The sequence below is a fragment of the Paenisporosarcina sp. P4_B8 genome (assembly GCF_056402175.1).
The window spans coordinates 222563-247021 of the sequence record NZ_JBFUHX010000003.1; the positions used below are offsets into that span (position 1 = coordinate 222563).

The 24459-nt window shown below is 39.8% G+C and carries 26 protein-coding genes and 1 riboswitch; of the genes, 12 read left to right on the top strand and 14 right to left on the bottom strand.

All coding sequences use genetic code 11. The annotated features are described in order from the left end of the window. The first annotated feature begins 185 nt into the window (after positions 1 to 185). The 4 genes from AC1DSK_RS04930 (at position 186) to AC1DSK_RS04945 (ending at position 2734) form a co-directional block, all read left to right on the top strand. The gene (locus AC1DSK_RS04930) at positions 186 to 968 is read left to right on the top strand and encodes a helix-turn-helix transcriptional regulator (RefSeq protein WP_016429722.1); all 783 of its coding nucleotides are present in this window, start codon (positions 186 to 188) and stop codon (positions 966 to 968) included. 95 nt (positions 969 to 1063) lie between these two features. Continuing rightward, entirely contained in the window at positions 1064 to 1828 is a 765-nt protein-coding gene (gene yidC / locus AC1DSK_RS04935; RefSeq protein ID WP_477546866.1) for a membrane protein insertase YidC, read from the top strand. Between the two features lie 53 nt (positions 1829 to 1881). Further along, on the top strand, positions 1882 to 2127 hold the full coding sequence (locus tag AC1DSK_RS04940) for a hypothetical protein (RefSeq protein ID WP_477546867.1): 246 nt from the start codon (positions 1882 to 1884) through the stop codon (positions 2125 to 2127). Positions 2128 to 2197: 70 nt separating this feature from the next. Then, entirely contained in the window at positions 2198 to 2734 is a 537-nt protein-coding gene (locus tag AC1DSK_RS04945) for a superoxide dismutase family protein (protein WP_477546868.1), read from the top strand. A 23-nt stretch (positions 2735 to 2757) separates the two neighbouring features. On the opposite strand, the gene AC1DSK_RS04950 is transcribed toward AC1DSK_RS04945, so the two are convergent. Then, complete coding sequence (locus AC1DSK_RS04950) at positions 2758 to 2883, bottom strand: hypothetical protein (protein ID WP_477546869.1); 126 nt, start codon at positions 2881 to 2883, stop codon at positions 2758 to 2760. 82 nt (positions 2884 to 2965) lie between these two features. Next, on the bottom strand, positions 2966 to 4123 hold the full coding sequence (locus AC1DSK_RS04955) for a 3-phenylpropionate MFS transporter (RefSeq protein WP_477546870.1): 1158 nt from the start codon (positions 4121 to 4123) through the stop codon (positions 2966 to 2968). A gap of 121 nt (positions 4124 to 4244) precedes the next feature. On the opposite strand from AC1DSK_RS04955, the gene AC1DSK_RS04960 reads away from it, so the two are divergent. Both AC1DSK_RS04960 and AC1DSK_RS04965 read left to right on the top strand, forming a co-directional pair. Beyond that, positions 4245 to 5141: a M15 family metallopeptidase gene (locus tag AC1DSK_RS04960; protein WP_477546871.1), complete on the top strand. Its 897-nt coding sequence runs from the start codon at positions 4245 to 4247 to the stop codon at positions 5139 to 5141. Between the two features lie 175 nt (positions 5142 to 5316). Next, entirely contained in the window at positions 5317 to 6129 is an 813-nt protein-coding gene (locus tag AC1DSK_RS04965) for a LysM peptidoglycan-binding domain-containing protein (protein ID WP_477546872.1), read from the top strand. Between the two features lie 181 nt (positions 6130 to 6310). Here AC1DSK_RS04965 and queF read toward each other — a convergent pair whose 3' ends face one another. The 5 genes from queF to cls all read right to left on the bottom strand — a co-directional run bounded on the left by queF (position 6311) and on the right by cls (position 10429). Next, the gene (gene queF, locus AC1DSK_RS04970; RefSeq protein ID WP_016429730.1) at positions 6311 to 6808 is read right to left on the bottom strand and encodes a preQ(1) synthase; all 498 of its coding nucleotides are present in this window, start codon (positions 6806 to 6808) and stop codon (positions 6311 to 6313) included. A gap of 15 nt (positions 6809 to 6823) precedes the next feature. Then, on the bottom strand, positions 6824 to 7531 hold the full coding sequence (queE, locus tag AC1DSK_RS04975; RefSeq protein WP_477546873.1) for a 7-carboxy-7-deazaguanine synthase QueE: 708 nt from the start codon (positions 7529 to 7531) through the stop codon (positions 6824 to 6826). Beyond that, positions 7528 to 7953 carry a 6-carboxytetrahydropterin synthase QueD gene (queD, locus tag AC1DSK_RS04980; RefSeq protein ID WP_016429732.1) on the bottom strand — a complete coding sequence of 142 codons (426 nt, stop codon included), beginning with the start codon at positions 7951 to 7953 and terminating at the stop codon, positions 7528 to 7530. The genes queE and queD overlap by 4 nt, the downstream gene beginning before the upstream one ends. Continuing rightward, positions 7950 to 8618, bottom strand: coding sequence for a 7-cyano-7-deazaguanine synthase QueC (gene queC / locus AC1DSK_RS04985; RefSeq protein ID WP_477546874.1), 669 nt, complete (start codon positions 8616 to 8618; stop codon positions 7950 to 7952). The genes queD and queC overlap by 4 nt, the downstream gene beginning before the upstream one ends. Positions 8619 to 8787: 169 nt before the next feature. Continuing rightward, positions 8788 to 8831, bottom strand: a riboswitch (PreQ1 riboswitch). A gap of 140 nt (positions 8832 to 8971) precedes the next feature. Beyond that, the gene (cls, locus tag AC1DSK_RS04990; protein ID WP_477546875.1) at positions 8972 to 10429 is read right to left on the bottom strand and encodes a cardiolipin synthase; all 1458 of its coding nucleotides are present in this window, start codon (positions 10427 to 10429) and stop codon (positions 8972 to 8974) included. A 225-nt stretch (positions 10430 to 10654) separates the two neighbouring features. On the opposite strand from cls, the gene AC1DSK_RS04995 reads away from it, so the two are divergent. From AC1DSK_RS04995 to AC1DSK_RS05005, 3 genes are all read left to right on the top strand, one after another. Next, positions 10655 to 11974, top strand: a complete 1320-nt coding sequence (locus AC1DSK_RS04995) for an L-cystine transporter (protein ID WP_477546906.1) — start codon at positions 10655 to 10657, stop codon at positions 11972 to 11974. 222 nt (positions 11975 to 12196) lie between these two features. Beyond that, a complete protein-coding gene (locus AC1DSK_RS05000; RefSeq protein WP_477546876.1) occupies positions 12197 to 12352 on the top strand; it encodes a hypothetical protein in 156 nt (51 codons plus the stop codon). A 142-nt stretch (positions 12353 to 12494) separates the two neighbouring features. Continuing rightward, complete coding sequence (locus AC1DSK_RS05005; protein WP_477546877.1) at positions 12495 to 14060, top strand: GNAT family N-acetyltransferase; 1566 nt, start codon at positions 12495 to 12497, stop codon at positions 14058 to 14060. Positions 14061 to 14062: 2 nt separating this feature from the next. Here the strand turns inward: AC1DSK_RS05005 and AC1DSK_RS05010 are convergent, their stop codons facing one another. Then, complete coding sequence (locus AC1DSK_RS05010; RefSeq protein WP_477598093.1) at positions 14063 to 15310, bottom strand: helix-turn-helix domain-containing protein; 1248 nt, start codon at positions 15308 to 15310, stop codon at positions 14063 to 14065. A 115-nt stretch (positions 15311 to 15425) separates the two neighbouring features. Here AC1DSK_RS05010 and AC1DSK_RS05015 point away from each other — a divergent pair, with 115 nt between their 5' ends. Continuing rightward, a complete protein-coding gene (locus tag AC1DSK_RS05015; protein WP_477546879.1) occupies positions 15426 to 16730 on the top strand; it encodes an MFS transporter in 1305 nt (434 codons plus the stop codon). A gap of 19 nt (positions 16731 to 16749) precedes the next feature. Here AC1DSK_RS05015 and AC1DSK_RS05020 read toward each other — a convergent pair whose 3' ends face one another. The 5 genes from AC1DSK_RS05020 to AC1DSK_RS05040 all read right to left on the bottom strand — a co-directional run bounded on the left by AC1DSK_RS05020 (position 16750) and on the right by AC1DSK_RS05040 (position 21729). Next, positions 16750 to 17925 carry an MFS transporter gene (locus AC1DSK_RS05020; protein WP_477546880.1) on the bottom strand — a complete coding sequence of 392 codons (1176 nt, stop codon included), beginning with the start codon at positions 17923 to 17925 and terminating at the stop codon, positions 16750 to 16752. 221 nt (positions 17926 to 18146) lie between these two features. Beyond that, positions 18147 to 20561, bottom strand: coding sequence for a heavy metal translocating P-type ATPase (locus tag AC1DSK_RS05025; RefSeq protein ID WP_477546881.1), 2415 nt, complete (start codon positions 20559 to 20561; stop codon positions 18147 to 18149). 83 nt (positions 20562 to 20644) lie between these two features. Then, positions 20645 to 20857: a copper chaperone CopZ gene (gene copZ / locus AC1DSK_RS05030; protein ID WP_477546882.1), complete on the bottom strand. Its 213-nt coding sequence runs from the start codon at positions 20855 to 20857 to the stop codon at positions 20645 to 20647. A 15-nt stretch (positions 20858 to 20872) separates the two neighbouring features. Beyond that, a complete protein-coding gene (locus AC1DSK_RS05035; protein ID WP_477546883.1) occupies positions 20873 to 21208 on the bottom strand; it encodes a metal-sensitive transcriptional regulator in 336 nt (111 codons plus the stop codon). Positions 21209 to 21315: 107 nt separating this feature from the next. Next, entirely contained in the window at positions 21316 to 21729 is a 414-nt protein-coding gene (locus AC1DSK_RS05040) for a CBS domain-containing protein (RefSeq protein WP_342542893.1), read from the bottom strand. A 203-nt stretch (positions 21730 to 21932) separates the two neighbouring features. Between AC1DSK_RS05040 and AC1DSK_RS05045 the strand changes: the two genes are divergently transcribed. Beyond that, positions 21933 to 22070 carry an Lmo0850 family protein gene (locus tag AC1DSK_RS05045; RefSeq protein ID WP_477546884.1) on the top strand — a complete coding sequence of 46 codons (138 nt, stop codon included), beginning with the start codon at positions 21933 to 21935 and terminating at the stop codon, positions 22068 to 22070. A gap of 250 nt (positions 22071 to 22320) precedes the next feature. On the opposite strand, the gene AC1DSK_RS05050 is transcribed toward AC1DSK_RS05045, so the two are convergent. Continuing rightward, on the bottom strand, positions 22321 to 23508 hold the full coding sequence (locus AC1DSK_RS05050; RefSeq protein ID WP_477546885.1) for an FtsW/RodA/SpoVE family cell cycle protein: 1188 nt from the start codon (positions 23506 to 23508) through the stop codon (positions 22321 to 22323). 152 nt (positions 23509 to 23660) lie between these two features. Here AC1DSK_RS05050 and AC1DSK_RS05055 point away from each other — a divergent pair, with 152 nt between their 5' ends. Next, positions 23661 to 24413, top strand: a complete 753-nt coding sequence (locus AC1DSK_RS05055) for a hypothetical protein (RefSeq protein WP_477546886.1) — start codon at positions 23661 to 23663, stop codon at positions 24411 to 24413. Positions 24414 to 24459 lie beyond the last annotated feature (46 nt).

Sequence of the window (24459 nt, forward strand, 5' to 3'; positions counted from 1 at the left end):
TCTGTTAAAAACCTAATATATTAAATGTCTCTTGTTTCATTTGATGGAGCATGTCGTGTAGGTGTGATAAAATACCTAATAATACAGAAAATTTACAAAAAAGAAAAAAGTAATAAAACTATATTCATAGAAGACAATTAATTATATAGTTAACTTATATGGTGAAATACGGGTGGTGAGTTTTTATGCAGTTAAATCAATCAACAGGCAGTGAAACAATAGCTAAAAAATATATGAGTGAAATTGAAATATCCTCTCAGTTTGAAGGAATAGATGATTTCTTTGAATTGGAAGCTAAGCTTTTGTATGAAATTCACCATTTGGAAACGGAACAAGCAAAGAAAACCTTGCATCTAATTATCGATCTAATATCTCTGAGAGCAGGTAAGCAGACGATTCGTGGAGTTAAAAATTACTTCAATGTGCTGTCATCCATTATGGCGAGGAAATTATATGAAAACCAAGTGCCTTCAAAAAAGGCTTTTGCTTTTAATGCTGCCTGTATCGAAATGATTGATTTTCATATGAGTGACGCGGCATTCCTTCAATTTGCAGATGATTTAATCGATTTTTTTGTGTCCGTAATTTCCGAAAGAAAACAACCTACCTTCAGTCATCAAACCGTAAATAAAGTAATTTTGTTTATTAACGAGGAAGTAGAATCTGAATTGACAGTAGAAGATATTGCAAAGCATTTCCAAGTCAGCACGAGCCACCTATCACGAATTTTCCGGGAACATGTTGGGATTACGCTGGTAGAATATTTAAATGTCAGACGTGTGGAAGAATCACAATACTATTTGCGCCATACAAACAAAAGTATTTCAGCGATTTCAAGACAATATCATTTCTGCAATCAGAGCTATTTCACCCGAATATTTAAGAAATATACAGAGGTTACTCCTAAACAATTTCGTGACCAAAAAGAACATGAATATTTTAGGTTTACATTACCAACAACAGTTTAAAGAGTCGTCCATACGACTCTTTTTTCTCTGGATTTGAAATTTGGTAGTCATATAAGGTATACTTTTCTATAGTTTAAAAGATGAAGGTGAACCTATTGAAGAAAAAAATCGGATTACTGTCAATGCTTGTGATGGCTGCCGTAGTTTTAAGTGGTTGTTCGGGTGTTGAAAATAAGGAAGGGTATTTCTATGACTTTTTAGTATACCCTTTTGAATATTCGCTTAACTTTTTTGGTGATTTGTTTAACGGAAGTTTCGGCTTAGCTATTATTGCGATTACTGTATTGATTCGACTTATATTAATGCCTTTAATGTTGCGTAACTATAAAAATCAACAAGGCATGAAAGTCAAAATGGATGCAATGAAGCCAGAAATGGATGAAATCCAAAAGAAAATTAAAGCATCGAAAGACAAAGAAGAGCAAATGAAGTTACAGCAAGAGATGATGGGACTTTACCGTAAACATAATGTAAATCCATTAAATATGGGTTGCTTGCCTATGTTGATACAAATGCCAATCATTATGGGACTTTATTTTGCGATTTTGCATTCTCCAGAAGTAAAGGACCATCAATTCTTATGGTATAGTTTGGGATCACCTGATATTATCATGACGTTGATTGCAGGTGCTGTTTACTTCTTACAAGCAAAAGTGTCATTATGGACCGTTCCTGAACAACAAAAGCAGCAAATGAAGATGTTTGTGTATATCTCACCAATCATGATTATGTTCGTGTCATTTACATCGATGGCAGCTTTACCACTTTACTGGACAGTTGGTGGTTTACTGTTAATATTCCAAACCTATTTAGGACGCAAGTTTTACTCGAATCATCCTGAAAAAGCATTAGAAGAATAACATGAAAAAGTCGGTGGCACATTGCCCCGACTTTTTTTCTAGGAGAGAGCATGATGAAGACTAATTGGTTAATCGGTTTACTCATGACCGTTTTAAGTATATTGGCCATTGTATTTACTATTAAAGGGAACATTAACATGGCTGTTTTGTTCATGACCGCGATATTTGCCATAACGAATGGTTATCGTGCGATGAAGTTAAAAGAAAGTGGATTTGGCAAAGAGGCTAAGTGGATGAAATCGGTAGCCATATTGTTTGTACTTACATTTTTCGTAACACTTTTAATGATGTTTCTTTAAAAGTGTATAAACTATAAATTTTAAGCCATCATGCTAATGAGAGACTATATTCATGCATGGAGGTTTTTAGATGAAAAAATGGATGATAGTATGTGTTGCTATACTTATATCAGGATGTATTCCCCAAAAAGATTCAATTCCAGTAAGTGGTGTGATTGAACATTCTCTTGCAACCACTATTGTAGATGCCACTGGTAAAGGAATAGGTTCAGCAGAGTTAACCGAAACAGAATCGGGGGTTAGAATTCATCTAATGCTGAAAGGACTGCCACCAGGAGTCAAAGCGGTTCATTTCCATGAAGTAGGAAAGTGTGAAAATCCGAAGTTTACAACTTCAGGAAGTCATGTGAATCCTGCAAAAAAACAACATGGTTTTGAGAATCCCAAAGGGTTTCATGCCGGAGACCTTCCTAATTTGACCGTGAACGAAAATGGCGAAGTAGATTTAGAAATTACTTCTCCGCATGTGACACTAGAAAAAGGAAAATCAAATTCATTACTTGATGATGATGGAAGTGCATTAGTGATTCATGAAAAAGCAGATGATTATGTGACGGATCCTTCAGGGAACTCGGGAGATCGAATTGCTTGTGGAATACTCAAATAAAAAACGTTCGTAGCCTTTAACGGTTACGAACGTTTTTTCTGTTTATTGTCTCTGTTTTTGTCTCGGGTTCTATCTTCTTTACGGTTTTCTAAGAGTTCATCTAATTGATGCATTAATAGTAGCACATCGAATTTTGAGATTCGTGACATATAGACACACTCCTGTCTCGATTTTGTTACTATATGATTCGTATTGCAAGATAGTTTTCTGTCCGTCTAATGAAAAAAGTTATTAATATGAGAACTTTTTTCTTGTAAGCAGTACGATAACGATGGATGGGATGGAACATAACGTCATGCCCAAGAAAGCGGCCCCTGGATGAATTTCATATAAATATCCGCCTGCCAACGTCAATATAGCAGTACTTAAACTAAAGGCAAATGCGGCATACATTCCTTGAGCCGCAGGGATGTCACTGGGAGATAGACTCCTTGAAATATACTGGATAAAGGCATAATGCGCCACACCAAAAGAAGCAGCATGAAGCAACTGAGAGATGTTAAATACCCAAACGTTGGGGAAAAGAAAGATCAATACCCAACGAATAGTGGATCCGATGCCGGCAATCAAAAACATGGTAGACACTTTGGTGTTGGCGAAGAGTTTATCTGCTCTAGTGAAAAATAAGATTTCCAAAAGAACCGCGACATTTAAAACTAACCCAATATATAAACTGTTCACGCCAAGATCTTGTAAGTAGATATAACCAAAGTTGTAATAGGAAGCATGGGCTCCTTGAAGTAATATAGCAAGGATCAACACGGTTACAAAAGGTTTGGAAGAAAGTAAACGTTTGAAATTGGATTTTCTGTTTTCTCCATCAATAGACTTGTGTTTCAAGGTAAGAGAAACAGGAGCTGGACGGGTATGCGAAACCCACATAAAAGCAAGTCCAGCCAACATAACCCATAGAATAGCCTGTTCCGACCATATTGCCACAACCGCTCCGATGAGTAAGAGACCTACCGTATAGCCAATTGAACCAAAGGAACGACTTTTTCCGTAATGTATTTGTTCATTTTGAATTAAAACCGACGCGCTACTTTCCATCGCAGGAAGCAAATTTGGATAAACGAAATTAAAAGCAATAGTGATAAGTAGTAATGACACAAATGTGTTGGCGGGAATATACAATGCCATGACCAACAATGACAAAAATGCCGTCCACATCATCACTACACGAAGAGAGAAGATTTTCGTAGCTGAAGGAAATAACACAAATGTAGATATGGCACGCGCCAGCATCCCTGCACCCATAATAAGACTTGCATGAGAAACGGAAAGTCCTTTTTCAGTTGTTAACCAGCCTGTCCAAAAGGGAAGGAATACGCCCCATGTAAAGAAGAAAGCGAAGAAATTAGTAGATAACCATTTTTGCGAATTTATCATAAATGAAACCTCTTATCTATTTCAATTGTCTAATGTATTATAGCGAAAAAATATTGATGGGTGTCATCTACAAACAATTTAATGGTAAAATAAATATAAGTAAAATGAAAGAAGGCTTCTCATGCAATCTCCAAAATACCGTTTTAATAAAAAAGATAAAAAGAATTGGCCAATCGTCCTCGCTGTTATTCTAGGTTTCCTTGTATTACTTGCACCTGTGGTTTGGATGGGATTACACAACTGGAGTCTGGATGAAAGTATAACCGCTATGGATTTTCGAAAAACAGGTGAACCTGAACCATCACATAGTACGGACAAACCGGTGGATGAAGTAAATGAAGACCCAAATCAAACTCAAAAGCCGGAACTGCCTAAAGAAACTATCCCTCCAAAGAAACCGGAAAAGACTGAAACACCAGTCGAGCCGAAAGAAAGTCCATCACCACCAGTTGAAAAACCAGCAAGCGATGAATATATACCAAATCAAAAATATCCATCAACCCCGACACTCGTAGAAGGGTTTGTTATTGCAAATAAACACTATCCATTACCAACAGACTACAATAAAGGCGAAGATTCAAAGGCCCGTGAAGCTTTCGATCAAATGGCAGCTGCCGCTAAACTTGATGGCTTTGAACTGGTAGCATTCAGTACGTTCCGTTCTTTTGAGCGACAAGAGACATTATATAATCAATATGTTGCGAAAGACGGTCAACAAGCTGCAGACCAGTATAGTGCACGCCCGGGATACTCTGAGCATCAGACAGGTTTGGCTTTCGATATCGGGGAGAGAAACTTTGAACAGCACTGGGCTTCTGCTTCTTTTGGAAAAACACCAGCTGGCCAATGGATTGCAAATAATGCCCATAAGTATGGGTTTATCATGCGATATCCACTTGGGAAAGAAGAAGTAACGGGCTATATGCACGAGTCATGGCATTTCCGTTATGTAGGTGTAGAGCCTGCTACGGATATGTTTACAAACAAACAGACGCTAGAAGAATATTTAGATCTATAAATGAATAAAGCAATCACCAAAGAAGAAGAGGATTCGTTCCTCTTCTTTTTATATTGTATCGATATGTTAATATGGTTTTTCATAATCTGGATGTTGTGTAAAGTGTCTAACCTCACACTCTTCCGGGAACCACTTTGCGTACCAATGTATAAGATGGGGTAAAAGGAGTCCATACATGACGGTTAGTGAAAATACCCAATATGTCTATACGGTTCAGCCTAGTGATACCCTGTACAGCATTGCCAGGCGTTTTGGCAGTACAGTCGCTGCTATTGAACAAGCAAACTCCCTATATCCGCCCTTCACCGATCCTGGCTTGATCTTTCCCGGTCAAGTACTCATAATTCCAGGGGGAAGATTCGGTTTTCAAAATGAAGTGTATTACGTAGTCTCCCCAAGTGACACTTTGTTTTCCATAGCACAACGGTTCTCTGTGTCTACTGACCTTTTATTTGGCATTAACTCACAGATAGCAAATCCCAATTTTATTTTTTCAAACCAAGTCATTCTTGTCCCGGCATTCATATATGAAATATCTAGTGGAGACTCATTATCGCGAATTTCCAGTCAAACAGGAGTGTCTCTGGAAAAGATAATTAGAGCGAATGAACGTCGGGCAGGATTTTCCCCTGAAGTGCTGTATCTTGGCTATCGCTTACTTATACCGTTACCTGCTTCCCGCAACATACTGGTCCTACATCCATTGCCAGGGGATGTACTTCAATCAGGTGGCTTAATTCAAGGAATGGCAAGGGCTTTTGAAGCAAATGTACTTTATAGCATCTTGGACACACAAGGAAATGTGGTATCCAAGGAGAAAAGCATAACAGCCCGTGCAGCCGGACCTGAATATGCTGAATTCTCCACCAATGCTCAATTCGAGCTTAAACCCTCCACGCCTACAGGTGAATTAAGAGTCTATACACGAAGTGCCAATGATGGAAGCATTCAAGATTTGGTAAGAGTAAAGGTTCGGTTTGAAGAATAATAAATAGTCTATGTTAAACTATCCTGTTGTTTATCGTACATTTTCGCTTACCGGATCGTCCGCGGAAAGGGAGCCGATTCCCTCTCTATTTTTATATCTATATTAGCTAACCGTATAGTTTAAAAGAGCATGAATCAAAAAAGACACTCAAATTTCTGAGTGTCTTTTTCTTGGTTATATATTATCGATTATCAATCGTTTCTGGATACATGTCGTGATTCATCATTCGATGTGCAGCCATCTCTTCATATTTGGTACCAGGTTTTCCATAGTTCGTATAAGGGTCAATACTGATGCCTCCACGCGGAGTGAATTTACCCCAAACTTCGATGTAGCGTGGGTCCATCAGTTCAACCAAGTCGTTCAAGATGATATTCATGCAATCTTCATGGAAGTCTCCATGATTTCTAAAGCTGAACAAATATAATTTTAGTGACTTACTTTCGACCATTTTAATATCAGGAATATAACTGATATAAATCGTAGCGAAATCGGGCTGGCTCGTGATTGGACATAATGAAGTGAACTCCGGGCAATTGAACTTCACGAAATAGTCTCTATATGGATGTTTGTTATCGAATGATTCCAACACACCGGGATTATATGAAAAATCATATTGTACATTTTGATTCCCTAATAAACTGATTCCTTCTAAATCTTCTTTTTGACGGCCACTCATCTTATTTCCTCCTAGTTAGACACCGCGTTTATTTCCCCAAACTAATGCGTGCAATTGGGGCAATACTTTAGCATCGTTCATAATAGTAGATTTCATGGCACGGTCAATCAGCCATTCAAATCGGGTCAATAGAGTCGAAACCAATGCTTGGTCATCGACGGTTAGTACATCTTCATTTCCGACCTGCAAGTAAAAAGGAACGGCCGGATAACGCATGTGTATCATTTCTGCAAAATCAAAGTCTTCTTCATTGAAAACGACAACCTTCAGACTGATATGGGAGTCTTTTAAAGTCATCATGAAAGTATCAAGTTTGTTAAAATCAGTCACCATTAGCGAGCTCGGTGGTTTTGGGGAAATCGTGATATCATCGATTTCTGTTAGCCAGTCTTGCCAAAATGATCCTTGTGTTTCAATGGCCACTTTCCATCCTTGCTCGTGACATTGGTTGACGAATTCACCCAACCCTTTATGAAGAGCGGGATTGCCCCCTGAAATCGTTATATGTGAAAAAGCGTCTCCGCCGATTTCTTTGAGCGAAGAAATGATTTCCTCTGCTTTCATCGCAGTACTTTTACCGGTTCCATCCCAAGTGAATTTGGAGTCACACCATGAACATGAATAATCACATCCGCCCGTACGGACAAACATCGTCTTTTGTCCAATGACCATTCCTTCACCTTGTATGGTGGGTCCGAATATTTCCATCACAGGTATTTTCATAGCAGATCCTCCGCTTTTGGACGATACACAACATAGCTGGTAGGGGTTTCACGAACCACAACTTGAATACATTTTGGTTGGTTGGACAAAGTCATCAATTTCTGTTGGATGGTCGTCCAAATCACTTGAGCTACTTGTTCGGTCGTAGGGTTATTCTGTTTGAATTCTGGATGATCATTCAGCACTGTATGATCATATTTTTTGTGAATGAGATGTTTAATCACTTTGAAATCAATAAGAAAACCCATTTCATCCAGTTCGTCTCCAGCAATCGTAATGTTGATGAAGTACGTATGGCCGTGCATATATTGGCAGTTACCCGCGTCGGCATGTGGAATGAAATGCGCCGCAGACAAATGCATATCTTTGTTTAATTCAAATCGGTAAGTATGAGGTGTTTGTGGGTAAAATTGCTGAATCACTGGGCTCCACTCCCTTGTTTTTCTTCAAGGTAAGTTGTTAACCCATTTTTGCGCAATACGCATGACGGGCACTCGCCACAGCCATCCCCGCGAACTCCTTCATAACAAGTGAGTGTTTTGGTGCGGACGAAATCCAACGCGCCTAATTCATCAGCGAGTTTCCATGTTTCCGCTTTATTCAACCACATTAATGGTGTTTGGAATTCAAGTGAAGTATCCATAGCCAGGTTAATGGAAACATTAAGTGCTTTTACAAATACATCACGACAATCTGGGTATCCACTGAAATCAGTTTCACAAACGCCTGTAATGATATGGCGTGCCCCAATTGACTGAGCATAAACGGCCGCAAATGATAGGAATAAATGATTTCTTCCTGGGACGAATGTTGATGGCAATTCACCATCGACTGCATCGGTTACTGCAATGTCATCTCTGGTAAGTGCATTGGCAGATAACTGGTTGATTAGTGTCATATCCAACACTTTAAATGGCACGTTTAATTCCTTGGCAATTTCTTCTGCACATGTAATTTCTTCGATATGTCTTTGACCGTAGTCAAACGTAACTGTATACACTTCTTCGTACTGTGTTAAAGCCCACAGTAGACAAGTGGTACTGTCCTGGCCACCACTAAAGACGACCACTGCTTTTTCTTGTTTCATTGCTCATTTCTCCTTTTGAAGAATGAGTATTCGACATCTCTATTTAGGTGATTCAGTTTTTGAACATCACATATAAACATGAAAATGGCAGTCACCGAGCGAATCGGCGGATGCATGAACTGAATTGGGGCTGATTAAGCACAAAAAACTGTAATGCTAAGCAACAGTTTTCACCTTAGTTTTTTATAGAGGGAGTTTGCGAACCTCTTCCTATTTTGTTACATCGTACATAATAGCACAGAACGGATAGAGTGCATATAAAATGGGGGCTTTTAATCGTGTTGAACCCGTTGCACCAAATAAAAAGGCATGAAGATTAAATTATCTTCATGCCGGTTTTAAAGTAGTCATTATTAAAGAATAGGAGATAGAAGTCTGGAGAAAGACTCCTTCAATTTAATTATTCTTGTCCGGGATTCATAAAGTTCCCATGTTAACTCCTTGGATAACAACATATCCTGCTCAAATAACTCAGCCAATTGATGGGAAGTTTCCCGATCATAAATAAAGGCATTCACTTCGAAGTTTAATTTGAAACTGCGTACATCAATATTTGCTGTCCCAACAGTTGAGGCTTCATCATCGACTACAATCATTTTCGTATGCAGGAAACCATTGTCGTAAATATATACTTTTGCCCCTGCTTTTATTAGATTGCCGACGTACGAGTAAGTTGCCCAGTAAACAAACATATGGTCAGGTTTATTTGGAATCATAATCCGTACATCAATACCGGATAGACAAGCAATGCGAAGTGTATCCATAAAACTCGCATCGGGAATGAAATAAGGTGATTGAATATAAATATATTTCTTAGCCATCGTAATTAACTTCAAATAACCATTTTTGATTTGTTCCCACTCTGAATCAGGTCCACTTGAAACAATTTGCAAGCCGACTGATCCTTTCAAAGGAATAGCAGGGAAATAACGATCGGAGTATTCGATATCCTGTTCCTTCGATGCCGCTTGGTTCCAGTCCAAAATAAATCTTGTTTGCAAAGGGTGAAGAGCACTGCCTTCAATGCGTAAATGTGTATCGCGCCAATAGCCGAATTTGCGGTCTAATCCTAAATACTCGTCTCCTACGTTAAATCCACCAATATAGCCGACGCGTCCATCAATTACAACGATTTTGCGATGATTACGGTAATTCAGTCGAGGATTAAGGAGCGGCATGATCGAAGGGAAAAATGCTTCCACTTCGCCACCTAAATCCATAAGTTCCTTGAAATGTTTTTTACGAACTCCCCGTGAGCCCATATCATCAAAAAGTAAACGGACCTTCACGCCTTGCTTTGCTTTTTTAATGAGTACATCATAGATGCGACGACCGAGACCGTCTAAACGGAAAATATAATATTGAATATGAATGTGGTCTTTCGCGTGTTCCAGGTCTTCTAATAAAGCGGAAAACTTTTCATTTCCATCATTGTAAATCGTCAATGCATTATCCTGTGTTAGTACAGCATGATTGTTACGTAAGTGCATGTAAATCATATCTTGATAGTCTTGGGAATCGTCAAGACGATACTCAAAAGTTCCTTCTTCGATGGCATCAATTTGATAATCTATCAAGTTATCAATCCCGATTTTACTGCGACCTTCCCATCGGAATAAATGTCTTTTGCGTAATTGTCTACCCAACAACAAATAAAGAATGAATCCTAGGATAGGAATAAAAAATAAGACCATTAACCATGCCCAGGTTGAAGAGGCATCTCGCCGCTCAAGGAAGATTAACACAATGGCTAGAAAAATATTAAGTATGATAATGGCGGAAAAGCCGATGCCGAGTAAATTGGCAGCCATATAGTCCCTCCTAAATAAACTGATTTGGTCATATTTAAGTATAGCTTAAAGTAACATAAGAAAGAAGGGGGTGAAAAATCGAACAGTTAAATGAATGTTTCTCGACTCCTTAAGCTTTTGGCGCATGTGTTGACTTTATTATGAGCAGGGGGGATTATTTTGGATTATTTATTTATCTTTATCAATGCCGCCATATTGCTACTCTTAATTGGACTTCTTATATATATGGGACGGAAGCATATTTCATTTTCAAAAAGGGTGTTCACAGGACTTGGCTTAGGGATTGCATATGGTCTAGTTTTACACTATGTATATGGGACAGATTCTGAAATACTGAGTGAATCAGTCCAATGGTTCAATCTAGTTGGAAATGGTTACATCAAATTGCTTCAAATGATTGTTATGCCATTAGTGTTCATTTCTATCCTTTCAGCCTTTACCAAGATTACAATCGGGAAAAATTTCGGCAAAAAGACGGGTCTTATTTTAAGCTTATTGATTGGTACTACAGCAGTTGCTGCTGCAGTCGGAATCCTTTCAGCGGTTGTATTCGATTTGGATGCTTCCCAAATTGTGAGCGGAGACGCTGAAACCGAGCGCGGTGCTTACATTGAAATGCGTACGGCAGAAGTGGCTGATCGAACATTGCCAGAACAGATTGTTGATTTGTTACCAGGAAACCCATTCCTTGATTTCACAGGTGCACGACCGACTTCCACTATTGCTGTTGTCATTTTTGCTGCATTTTTAGGCTTCGCTTATTTAGGAATAGCTAGAAAAGAAGTAGAACATGCGGCGGTACTAAAAAGTACCGTGGATGCAGTGTATGCATGGATCATGCGTGTTGTGAAAATCATCTTACGTTTGACGCCATATGGAATTTTGGCCATTATGGCACGCACCGTGGCCATGTCTGATTTTGATGCCATTTATGATTTAGGTAAGTTTGTTATTGCATCATATGTCGCACTGATTATTATGTTTGCTATTCACTTATTGATCGTTTCACTTTCTGGATTAAACCCATTCACTTACGTGAAAAAAGCAGCTGAACCATTATTGTTTGCTTTCACTTCACGATCAAGTGCAGGTACTTTACCACTGACAATCAATGCTCAAACTACTCGTTTAGGTGTACCAGAAGGTATTGCTAATTTTGCAGGTTCATTCGGGTTATCCATTGGCCAAAATGGTTGTGCAGGTATTTATCCTGCGATGCTTGCGGTCATGATTGCGCCAACAGTAGGACAAAATCCATTAGAGCCGATGTTCCTGTTAACGTTGATTGCTGTCGTAGCTATTAGTTCGTTCGGCGTGGCTGGGGTTGGCGGAGGCGCAACTTTTGCTGCTATTCTCGTATTGTCCGCATTGGATTTACCTGTTGCATTAGCCGGGTTACTAATTTCAGTCGAGCCTTTAATTGATATGGGACGTACAGCGCTAAATGTAAGTGGCGCTATGGTGTCAGGTGTTACGACTTCTAAAATAACAGGCGAACTGGATACTGATATGTACAATGAAGCAATCGATAACCAAACAGTGTAAGGATATAACGTTTTATTGAATGACGGGGGTACTCCATTAGTGTATAACACTTTTGGGGTACGCTCGTTTTTTACTTGTTTCATATTGTAATTTTGCATGAAGCTTAGATAAAACACTCCTGACGTCCGTATCCTGCTACGTCTGTAGACGGATTAATTACATACGCCTCCTTGATATCCTTAAGTACATAATATTACGGGTAAGTGAGCGGGAGGAATTCATATGTTTGCTATCGTCAAACCACAAGGGTTTTTTGGTTGCAGAAGAGACATGAACTTAGAAACGACCGTATCGTCTGAAAAAACGGGCAGGGTGGAAGTTGCCCCGTTACCGATGGACGTGAAAGAAAAGGATTCAAACAACCATAAGATTTTATGAATAAGGGCCGTGCAAAGGATATGCACAGCCCATCTTTTTATGAGGATGGGGGTTTTAAAGGGAACTGTATAAAATTTCTTTAAAATGACAGAACTTCCAGTCCCCTTAAACGTCCAATTTAATAAAGTGGAAGGTGCATGCAATGTATTGGTGTAAAATCGCTCGAACAGAGAAAGAATTTGAGGCAATAGCTAAACTGAATTATGAAACATTCGTAGAGGAGATACCTCAGCATGAACACCATCCTAGTGGCAAACGTACAGACGAATTCCATGCTGAGAATACATATTTAATCGTACTGAAAAACCAAGAACTAGTGGGAATGATTGCCCTTCGTGATGAACGCCCATTTTCCCTGGACCGCAAAATGGGACCGGTAGAACATGGGCTTCCTGAAGAAGCGTTGGACGGCAAATTATGTGAAATACGATTGCTTTCGGTCCGCAAAGATCATCGGAACGGTCGTGTATTTTTCATGCTAGCACGTGCATTGGCTGACCATGCCTATGAAAAAGGCTATGGGGCAGCTGTCATTTCAGGAACCGTCCGGGAATTAAAACTTTACGGTCAACTCGGTTTCAAAGCGTTTGGAAAACCTGTAGGGAGTGGGGAAGCCGTTTTTGTCCCCATGTATTTGACTAAACAGCATTATGAACAATCGGTTGCTGCTCGCTTTCAAAGCAAGCGCTATACTTTCTACCCGGGTCCGAATGAATTAAGTGTGGAAATGAAAAAAGCTTTTCAGCGCTCACCGATCTCCCATCGATCATATCAATTTGAAGCGTCTCTGAAACGGGTACGGACCATGCTCTTGGAAATGACAGGGGCATCACATGTTCATTTGCTGGCAGGAAGCGGGACACTTGCCAATGAAGCCATGATCGCCCAAATTACACAGCTCAAATCTAAAGGGGTAATTTTGGTTAATGGTGCATTTGGGGAACGTTTGAAACAACAGGCTCAAAGATGGGGTCTGGCGTACGACACTATTGAAATGGAGTGGGGAGAGCCATTCGATTATTCAGAAGTGGAACATCATTTGAAGTCTGGTATGTACGGATGGATTTTACTGACTCATGGGGAAACCTCCACAGGGATGCTGAATGATGTGGCTCCGATCAAGAAACTTTGTAAAGAACTTGGAATCAAAGTGTGTATGGATTGCGTCAGTTCGTTCGGCGCAGTTCGCTTTCAGCTTAAAAATATATACTTGGCAACGGGTGTAAGTGGGAAAGCCATCGGTTCGATGTCTGGAATGGCAATGGTTTTTTCAAATCACATAATCGAAGAATCACACACCATTCCAACATATTTGGATCTCGGGTGTTATTCGAATGGTCAAATCCCATTCACTTATTCTTCTCAAATGCTTGCAAGCCTTGAGATTGCGTTGGGTGCATACAAGCAAAATGAACGTTATGACTTGTTAAATACCCGCTATCAAACGCTTTTAATGGCGGAAACCAACAAAGAGCTTGAATTTTTGACTGGGCAGGGCTATCCAATGATTGTGACCCTCAAAGTTCCGTCGAAAACGGAGTACCTTGTCAAGGATGCGAGACTTTCCGGATTTGATCTTCATGCTCAAAGTGAATATTTGAAGCAAAGAAAGTGGGCCCAACTGTCACTCATACAACCAGATTTTGAAGAAGCTTTCGAGAAATTCCTATTGTGGCTTCATCATTACAAAGCATATGAAAAGCAGTGAACTCAGAAGGAGTCACTGCTTTTTAGCAAGTCGTTATACGTATGGAGAATAAACGTTTTATATGGTGTTTCGGGTAACGGTAGAATCAAGTCATGACCAATCTTGGCTTCATTCACCGCTTTTTCTTTATCACCAAGTTTGGCGTAGCATTTCGCACGATAGGCATGAACCTCATAACTCATTGATAAATCAAGTGGGTGATGGATATAGTCGGGTATTTTATATTGGTTTAGTAGCGTCAGCGCTTTATTGATTTGACCCAGCCCATATAATGATTTTCCTTTTTCGAGCAGGTAGTGGTTTGTATCCTCTGTATTCTTATATAGTTCGTTTCCGAGTTCTAGAAAACGTTCGATATGGGTCAGCGCTTTATCGTACTCATGTGCATAGGAATTGTAATAATGTGCTTCCAGTAATTCTGCCATGGCTGTGGAATAAAGATTTTCTGCGAATTCCCCGTATTGTCTGACCTTGCGGAGATAGTATTCACGGTCCGCATCGTTTCCGTTGATAATGGCCTGGGCTCCAGCAAATCGATATAAATCGTCGATGCGGTAAAAAATTCGTTCTTCTTTTGAGTAAATTAAGGCTTCATTCATTTTCAACTGGGATTCTTCATATTTGCCAACTGCGGAATATAAAATGGATTCAATGTACATGTAGTCAAGGGTGGTCACGGCATCCAGTTTGATGGAGGGTGAATCAAAACGGGCATGCTCTTCCAAAATAATCGACAAGGCTTCTTCGTAAGCGTGTAGGTTGAACTTGATTAACCCTTTAAACATCGCTAGCGATGCCCACTGATTGTATAAATGCAATTGCTCGTAAAGTTTCATTGCCTGATTATAATAGGTTTCCCAATCATCACGTTTTAAATAGTAGCCGCATTTACTGTAAATCTCGAGTAAACGTGCTGATTCGTAACTGATTGACAATTTATCGACAACCGGCTGCACGAGTTCAGTGATTTGTTGGTGTTCGTCCATTAAATCCGAGAAATCCACTTTATATAATTTTTCCACTTTGGCCAACAAACTTCTTTTTTCCGTTTGACTGACGTCTTCCATCAATTCGGACGATTCAATCCCAAGTCTTTTTGCAATATAAGATAAACTCTCCATAGAAGGTTGGGCTTTGCCGTTTTCAATTAAACTCAACATCCCTTTTGTTAGCTGATCTCCAGCTAATGCTTCCAATGTGAGTTTCTGTTGCTTGCRTAATTTTCTGATGCGTAATCCAAGTGAATCCATAACAATCGCTCCATTTCTAATTAGTTTAATTATATTAAACTTTTGGTTGCAAGGGAAGTTTTTTCGTGTTATTATTTGTTTAATTAAATTAAACTTTCGAAAAGGGGAATGAGTCATGGAAGAATCCATGAAGTTAAAAAAAGCGACCTATCACTTGTGGACGTTCACCATTAGTAAATTAATTTCGACGTTCGGTGTCAGTGTCTTTTCGTTTGGAATTAGCTTTTATATTTTATCGGTAACAGGTTCTGCAACTAGCTTCGCTATAGTGCTGATCTGCAGCATACTGCCAAGAGTTCTTGTTGCGCCGTTTGCAGGGTATGCAGCGGATAAATATTCGAAAAAAATGATCATTATCGTTGCACAGATATGCAGTGTGTTGGCGGTAGGCGGGTTATTGGTTGTTAGTTTAACTTTTGGTCTTTCACTGATCGCCATTTATATTACGCAAATCATTTTATCAATTACCTCGTTGTTTTCTGGGGTTACATTCAGTTCTTCCATTGCAAATTTGGTGGATGATGCAAGAATTCAAAAAGCGATGTCTTTCAATCAAATGTCAATGTCAATCGCATCAATAGGAGGACCTGCGGTAGGAGGTCTATTGTTCGGTCTGGTATCCATGAAAATGTTCCTCATCATTCACATGGTCAGTTACATCATTGCTGTCATTCTTGAATCCACTATGGATTTCAATTTGTACTCGAAGAAAGCGGCTGAATTTATAGAAGAGAAAAAAGAAACGATGCTTGAAAACATGAAAGCTGGCATCACTTACTTGAAACAGCACAGGGTACTTTCGGTAATCGTATGGGTAGCGTTAGTAATCAATTTCTTTTTCGGTGCGTTTACGGTTGGTTATTCTTACATCCTCGTAGAAGAACTGAAGGTTCAATCCGCCCATTTCGGTATAACGGAAGGAGCACTGTCTATCGGAATGCTCTTGGCTTCCATTTATTTATCCGCACGCAAGGATATTAAGTTTCCGCTTATTGTCTCGAAAAGAGGGATTATTATAATGGGGCTTCTGATGGCCACTGCCACGCTGCCCTTACTTGTGACTCTTTCTTATATGGGGATTGTCAGTTTCTATTTCGTTCTCATGTTCTCATTCGGTGTCGCTATGATTTTTGTTAATACACCGATTGGCGTCATGATGCAAAAACAAATAGCGGAGGAGTACAGAGGTCGGGTTTTCGGACTCCTTGAAACGATGGCTATGTCATTGATGCCACTTGCGATGGTGTTGTTCGGTTTCTTATTCGATATCGTACCTGCACAATATGTATTGCTTGCTTCAAGCTCCATTATGTTGGCAGCCGTCATTTACATGCTTCGACCATCCGTTATGAAACAAGCACATCCGGATTTGGAAGAAGAAATGGTTTCTGAACCAATTAAAGCCGTATCAACTCATTAAAAAAATCCAGCCCCTCAAATCATGAGGAGGCTGGATTTTCGTTTTTCAATGACTTACTGGAGTTGCGGAACAAGATAATTAAGACAATAGAAATCAGCGCAAGAACAGCTGATAAAACATATACGTTATCTGGCTGTACGGTAAAAATCCATGTGAACAGAAGGGGACCGATAATACGACCCATATTGTCCATCGAATACGTCATGCCTGCCGCTGTTCCATATCTGCCACCAGACTCTTTTGTCGTCAATGAAACCAATACTGTTCGTGCAAGTGCATTTCCGGCCGTAAAGACACTGAGTGCAAAGCCGGCCCACAGAAGGCTACCTGTAAATAGCAATAGTATCAGTCCAATGGCTGTTACTACCTGTGCCGCCATAATCCATTTCGTTTCCTGACCATTTTTCACACGTCGAACGACACCGCCTTGAATAACGGCATCTACTAAACCACTTGCCATAAATAAATAGCCGAGTTGCAGAGGAGTAATCGATATTTTATCAATCTGGAACAACTGGAATGTAGCTTCCAGACCTGCAAGCAGAAACGTCACCATAAATGAGAACAAGAAGAGGTAGCGAATTCGATACTGCCAGAGTTTGTTGGCATCTTTTGGCACAATGGCTCTTTTTCTTGCTTCCCCTCTAGATGCCGGTTCTTTTAATAAAAGACCCGCATACACCATCAAGGCTAATATCAATAAAGCCGAAACAATGAAGGGAAGTTGCAGTGTAAGGCCACCAAGGACACCGCCAATAGCAGGTCCGAAAATGAAACCGAGTCCGATTGACATCCCAAGCAAGCCCATATATTTGTTGCGTTCTTCTTCAGTCGTCATATCAGCTACAAACCCGGTAACGGCTGTATATAATGCACCGGAAAAAATACCTCCGACGATTCGTGAGACATACAACATCGGCAGCTGCTCAATAAAGAGAGCGAAAATCAAAAAACTCATACTGAAACCTAATAGGCCAATCAGAATTAATTTTTTTCTTCCTGTTCGATCCGATAATGAACCCCACAGTGGAGCTGTAAAGAAGGAAGCTAATGCATAAATCGTCAGTAATCCGCCAACGTGAACTTCACTGTAACCCTGCTCCAAAACTACCTCAGGCAAAATTGGAATGATGATTCCAAAACCTAAATACACAAAAAATTGTACAGACATCAATAACAAAATGGCTTTCTTCATTCAAAAGAACCCGCTTTCTAAACTCAATCCATATAATTCATTTTACTCGCAAATCAACCTTCAAACAACAAAGGACAAAAAGAAAAGTGTGAAGCGCATACCTAACCTGAGGGTGCGTGGAACTAGACATATAAAAACTTGAAAGAAAGATAATACATATAAAAATTCATGCTTTATTATATGTGGAAAAAAACCCGCAGATCGTATTCTGCGGGAGAAAATTAAAGTTTAGCACGTTGAAGACGCAGTGCATTTAATACAACCGAAACCGAACTAAATGCCATGGCAGCCCCAGCAACCCATGGTGCGAGTAATCCGACAGCCGCAATCGGGATGCCGATTGAATTGTAGGCTAATGCCCAGAATAAATTTTGTTTAATATTTCGTACTGTCAACCGACTCATGAGTATTGTCTCAGGTACACGTAGTAAATCTCCGTGCATCAATGTTACGTCTGCCGCTTCCATCGCAACGGCCGTTCCAGTGCCCATGGCAATTCCGATATCAGCAACGGCTAAAGCTGGAGCGTCATTGATGCCGTCACCGACCATGGCAACCTTGCGACCTTCATCTTTCAGTGAAGTGATGACTTCCGCTTTTTTCGTAGGGAAGACACCTGCAACGACATGCTTGATGCCAACTTGTCTCGCAATCGCCTGCGCGGTTGTTTCCTGATCGCCAGTTAACATCACCACGTGAATGCCCATTTGCTGTAACTTTTGAATAGCTTCCTTTGAAGTTTCTTTTACTTGATCGGCGATTGCAATCGTGGCGACATGAACATCATCAACGGCCATGAACATGACCGTTTTCCCATCCTGTTCGAGTGAAGGAGCTTGATCCAATGCCGAGTCTAACTCGATCGTGTGGTCAAACAAAAGTTTACGTGTACCAATGACAATTGCTTTGGAATTAATAGTACTCTTAATGCCGTGCCCTGGAATCGCCTCAAATGAAGAACTCTTATACGGGATTTCATTGATTTCCTTGCCAAAAGAAGTAATCGCATGTGCTACTGGATGCTCAGAATTACTTTCGGCAGCCGCAGCCAACAGAATAAGTGTTTGTCGATCCTGTTGATTTGCAACAATAAACTCTGTTACAGCAGGTTTACCTTTTGTGATGGTTCCAGTTTTATCGAACACAACCGTATTTATAGATTTTGTGTTTTCCATTGCTTCAGCTGTCTTGAATAATATCCCAAGCTCAGCCGAGCGACCTGAACCCGCCATAATTGAAGTAGGAGTTGCAAGCCCAAGCGCACATGGACAAGCAATGACCAGTACAGCAATAGTACTTTCCAGTGCCGAGGCAAAGTTACCGATGTCCACAAAAAGGTACCAAACTACGAAAGTCAGAAGAGCAAGACCTACAACAACCGGCACAAATATACCCGAGATTCGGTCTGCCAATCTTTGTATCGGAGCTTTGGATCCTTGTGCTTCTTCAACCACACGGATAATGGAAGACAGAACGGTTTCTTTACCGATCTTTGCAGCTTTTATTCGCAGTGCTCCATTCGCATTGATTGTTGCAGCGAAGACTTCATCATTTTGTGCTTTTTCAACAGGCAAACTTTCTCCGGTAAGCATGGATTCATCCACCGCAGATGAACCGGAAAGGACAACGCCGTCAACAGGAATGGATGCACCTGGCTTAATAAGCAAGATATCGTCTTTTTGCACAGATTCTATAGGGATTTCACGCGTCTGGCCATTTTCCTCAATTATGGCTATTGACGGTTGAAGATTCATTAATTTCTTTATAGCATCTGAAGAATGCCCTTTCGCACGCGCTTCGAAGACTTTCCCTAGTAAAATAAGGGTAATCAACACTGCACTTGTTTCGAAATACAGCCCGAGCATATGTGTTTCCCCGTGTCGCAAGCTATCCAATACGAGATAAACACTGTAAAAATAAGCTGCCGAAGTACCGAGAGCAACTAAGACATCCATATTGGCACTCTTATTGCGAAGTGCAAAATACGCCCCTTTATAAAACATCCAGCCAATCCAAAATTGAACCGGTGTCGCTAATGCCCATTGAACAAATGGATTCATTAAAAGCTCTGGAACATATAACGATGAAGTAAATGAAAAATGTCCTAACATTGTCCATAAAAGGGGAAGTGATAGAATGGCAGAAATCCAGAACAAACGAGTTTTCTTTTGAATGTCAGCCTTTTTATAATCAATGGCTTCGGCCTTTGCATCATTTTTGAAAGTTGCATCGTACCCTAAATCTTGGATTTTCTTCACAATGTCATGTGGGTTTGTCTGATTAGGATTAAATGAAATCTTTCCTGTTTCAAGCGCTAAATTTATGGCTGCTTCATTTACACCAGGCAATTTACTCAATCCTTTTTCAATACGGGTTGAACAAGCTGCACAAGTCATTCCTTGAATTCTCAGGTCAACTTGCTCACTGATTACGTCATAGCCAAGTCCGCGTACTTGGTCTTCTAACTGATTCGGTTGAATGGTTTTCGCATCGTATGTAATATGTGCTTTTTCAGTTGCAAAGTTAACGGTAGCGGAAGATACACCTTCCATTTTCTGAAGCCCTTTTTCAATCCGATTTGCACAGGCTGCACAAGTCATACCGGTTATCGATAATTCTTGTTGAGTTTCAATCATAATTTTACCTCCTTATATATACCTTTACGGGGTATATAAAATGTTGAAAAAAAACTGCGAATTTCGCAGTCTTATTTTAATATTTATTTAGCTACCGAGTATCCTTGCTCTTCAATCGTATTCGTAATTTTTTCAACTTCAACTACGTCTTTGTTAAATTCAACACCCACTGTGCCGTTTTCCAGATGTACCTGCACGTTATCAACACCAGAAATTTTTGTAACACTGCTTTCAATTGCTTTAACACAATGTCCACAAGACATACCTTCCACTTTTAATGTAACGTGATCTACCATTGGAATTCCTCCTCGTTATTTTCGCATTAGTTTTTGAACCGTTGTTAGTAATTCATCCAGCACATCATCTTCGCCTGCAGCTAATCGTTCTTTCACACAGCCTTTTAAATGACCATCAAGAAGAACTTTTGCAACACTGTTTAAGGCAGATTGAGTTGCTGATAATTGGGTAATAATATCATCGCAATACACATCTTTATCAACCATGCCTTTAATCCCGCGTATTTGTCCTTCAATTCGGTTTAGCCGGGTGGTTAAATCTTTTTTTATGGAATCTGGATGATGGCTTTTTCTACAAGTCGTTGGTTCTAGAGGTTCCTCAGGTGGTGAAGCATCAGTATTAGTGGTCATGATTTTATCACCTCCAGATTTTCTTAAGTATAAAGTACCGTCGGGGGGTATGTAAAGAAAAGAGAATCAAAAATCCCCAAACTTGAAAAATAAGTTTGGGGGGTTGTTTAAAGATGTCTCGGTTCTGAAATTTCATGGAGAGCTTGAGAAGCTTCATGTGCTGTCTCACTTGGTACAGATAAATCTGCAAGAGCTACGAAGCCAACAAGTTGTTCATTCTTGATGACAGGCAGTCGGCGGATACGGTGTTGCGCCATGATTTCAGCCGCTTCCTGAGAAGTAGATTCAGGACCTACAGAAATGACTTCATCCGACATGACATCTTTTACAAGACGCTTGCCATTTTTTGCAACAGACCTTGTAACGATATCTCGGTCAGTAATCATCCCGATTACACGTGAACCTTCAACTACTGGCATACATCCGATGTCCAAAGCACGCATGCTTTGGGCAATTTCCGATATTAAATCGGTAGGTGTACATGTCACGATATCTCGTGACATGATGTCTTTAATTTTCACAAGAATCCCTCCTTATAATAATGGTTAGTATGATTTACAAAGGACTAAAATATGTAACAAAATTGAAAGATTTAAAAAAGGCTAAACGTGGTATAATAAGTGTATAAAATAGAAAGTCAAATTAATAAAACGATTTTCTTGAACCTGAACCTTTTAGTAAATGAATACGTTCCTAAACTAGAGGAAAGATAGAGGTGGATTGGATGACGAAAGAAGTTGATTTGCGAAAAATCGTTTCGAACTTGTCAAAGTTGGGTGTCACCGTAACGCTTACCAAGTCTCGTCTCGAAATGTTAAAAGCACTCGCTGCACCAACTCAGACTCCACATGCTCAAGGCTGAATCCACAACTTAGATCACACATTCGAGACACCTACTCAAAAGTAGGTGTTTTTTTATACGAACTTTTGATAATTTTTAAAATGATTCTTATAAAAATTAGTGGGAACCGGCTCCCTTTCCGCAGACAAAACAGCTAGCCTCCTAACTGTTATGTAGTTTGCATACTTGGTGGCTCATACGGAACGTGCGGCTAGCGCAAATGTACGTTAAACAAAAAAGGATTACGCGATAATTGCGTAATCCTTTCTTATTATTCATCGTCAGAAGAACCAAACATATACGTGCGGTGATGGAATTTCATGCTGAACACCAATCCTAAAGCCAGCATATTCCCCATTAACGAACTACCCCCATAACTGATAAAAGGAAGCGGGATACCCGTTATCGGTAATAGCTGAATGGTCATCCCGATGTTTTGGAATACGTGGAATGTTATCATGGCAATAATGCCGGCACATACATACGTACTAAATGGATCTTTCAGCGTTAATGTAATTTTGGTCAAGTGGTAAATCAGCAAGAAAAACAGACTCACGACAATACTTGCACCAATAAATCCATACTCTTCACCGATTACCGTGAATATAAAATCCGTATGATTTTCAGGAACGTATACTTCACGTCCTTGATAGCCTTTACCGGTAATTCCACCAGAGCCGATTGCGGTCATCGCATTAATCAAGTTATAGCCTTCCGATGTTGAATAGGAATACGGATCAAGCCATGAATAAATACGACCGAACTGATAAGGCTTAAAGCCGAATTTTTCCGAAAGAAAATCCTGCATGAAAACAGCCATCCAGAGCAAGGAACCTCCGATTAAAGCGGTTCCCGCAAAAATCGGAACAATCAACTTCCATGTGACACCACCCACAATAATCATTGCTGCGGTGATGGCCAAAAATACAAGTGAAGTACCAAGGTCTGGCTGTTGCATGATGAACAGTAAAGGTATAAGTGCCGTCGCCATGATTTTCCCCAATAGAATCAGGTCTGTTTTCATTGTTTTTAACACGAAATTTTCATGATGATTACTAATCATGCGTGCCATTGCTAAAATAAAGAACGTTTTCATGAATTCCGACGGTTGAATGCTCCCGATACCCGGTAAGTGGAACCAACTTTTTGCTCCACCACGTTTTTCAGCGATTTGACCTTCGCCGCCCGGTGCCAAAACAAGGGCAATTAAAATGAGAATCCCAATAGCATAAAGAACCCACGACATCTTTTTATATTGTTCGGGTTCGAATAACATAGTGAATCCTATAATCACTGCACCCACGATGTACCATAAAACTTGTCTAGGGATGAAATTAATCGGGTATTGACCTGATGTTTGTGCAGACGAAATTGCGAACAAACTTACAATGAATAGCAGTAATAATATAAAAGCCAACGTCCAGTCGAAACGATCAGCAAATCCTTTGTTATTTTCCATAGTTGTCACCTGAATTTCTAATTTAAAGTTATAACTTATCAATTATACCGTAAAAGATAAGCAAATGCTTGTGCAGTATGTACTGACGAAGAACATCTTAAAATGTTTCATTCTTCTCAAAGTGAGATTATAATGAAAGGAGGAATGGAGTGATGATAATGGTGAAAAAGGCACGTGATACAGAAGATTACCTTCACCATATTTATATACATATGAACGAGGCTGATCAATTTGTGATCTTCAGCGGTCTTACAATGCAACAATTTGTCCAAAATGCAGGACCATTGCAACATCTATTGTTACTTAAGCATGAATACGAAGATAGTTCTTTTAACATGCATACCCAGCTGGAATTTGTACCAGATGAAGAGGTCTTGTCATTTACCAAAGAATTTATGGATAAACCAACTGATTTGAGATGGATTGATTTTGCAGATGAACGCAGACTCAATATGTTAACGCCTCAGGAACAAGCAGAACTATTATATATCGGGCATAAAAAAGAACCGATTCGATCACCATTTTATTATCAACTCCAAAATCGATACGTCTATTTATCCAATGAAGAAGAGAGTATGACGAAAATTTATTTTCGTGAATTGAATGATTCAATTCATTTGGTCGTTAATATACTAAATCAAGTGGTCCGTGACAAAGAGAGGGGTGCTCCTTTTTGGCGCAGGAAACAAAAAGAAGGTTACCCTGAACTGACGGTGGACCAATTTATTACACATAAACCTTTGATGAAGGAAGGCGTACTGCTTTCGTTATTCAAACTCGAAAAATCAAAAGCAAGCTATGATTTAGAAATCCGTTCTTTGCCAGAATCGGTATTCCCCGATGAAATATGGGACGAATTAACTGCAGTCATGAAACAAAATCCGGACGAAACCATCCGATTCTAACTACAATCCCTTGCAAAGATGAGTGCAAGGGATTGTTTTTTGATTA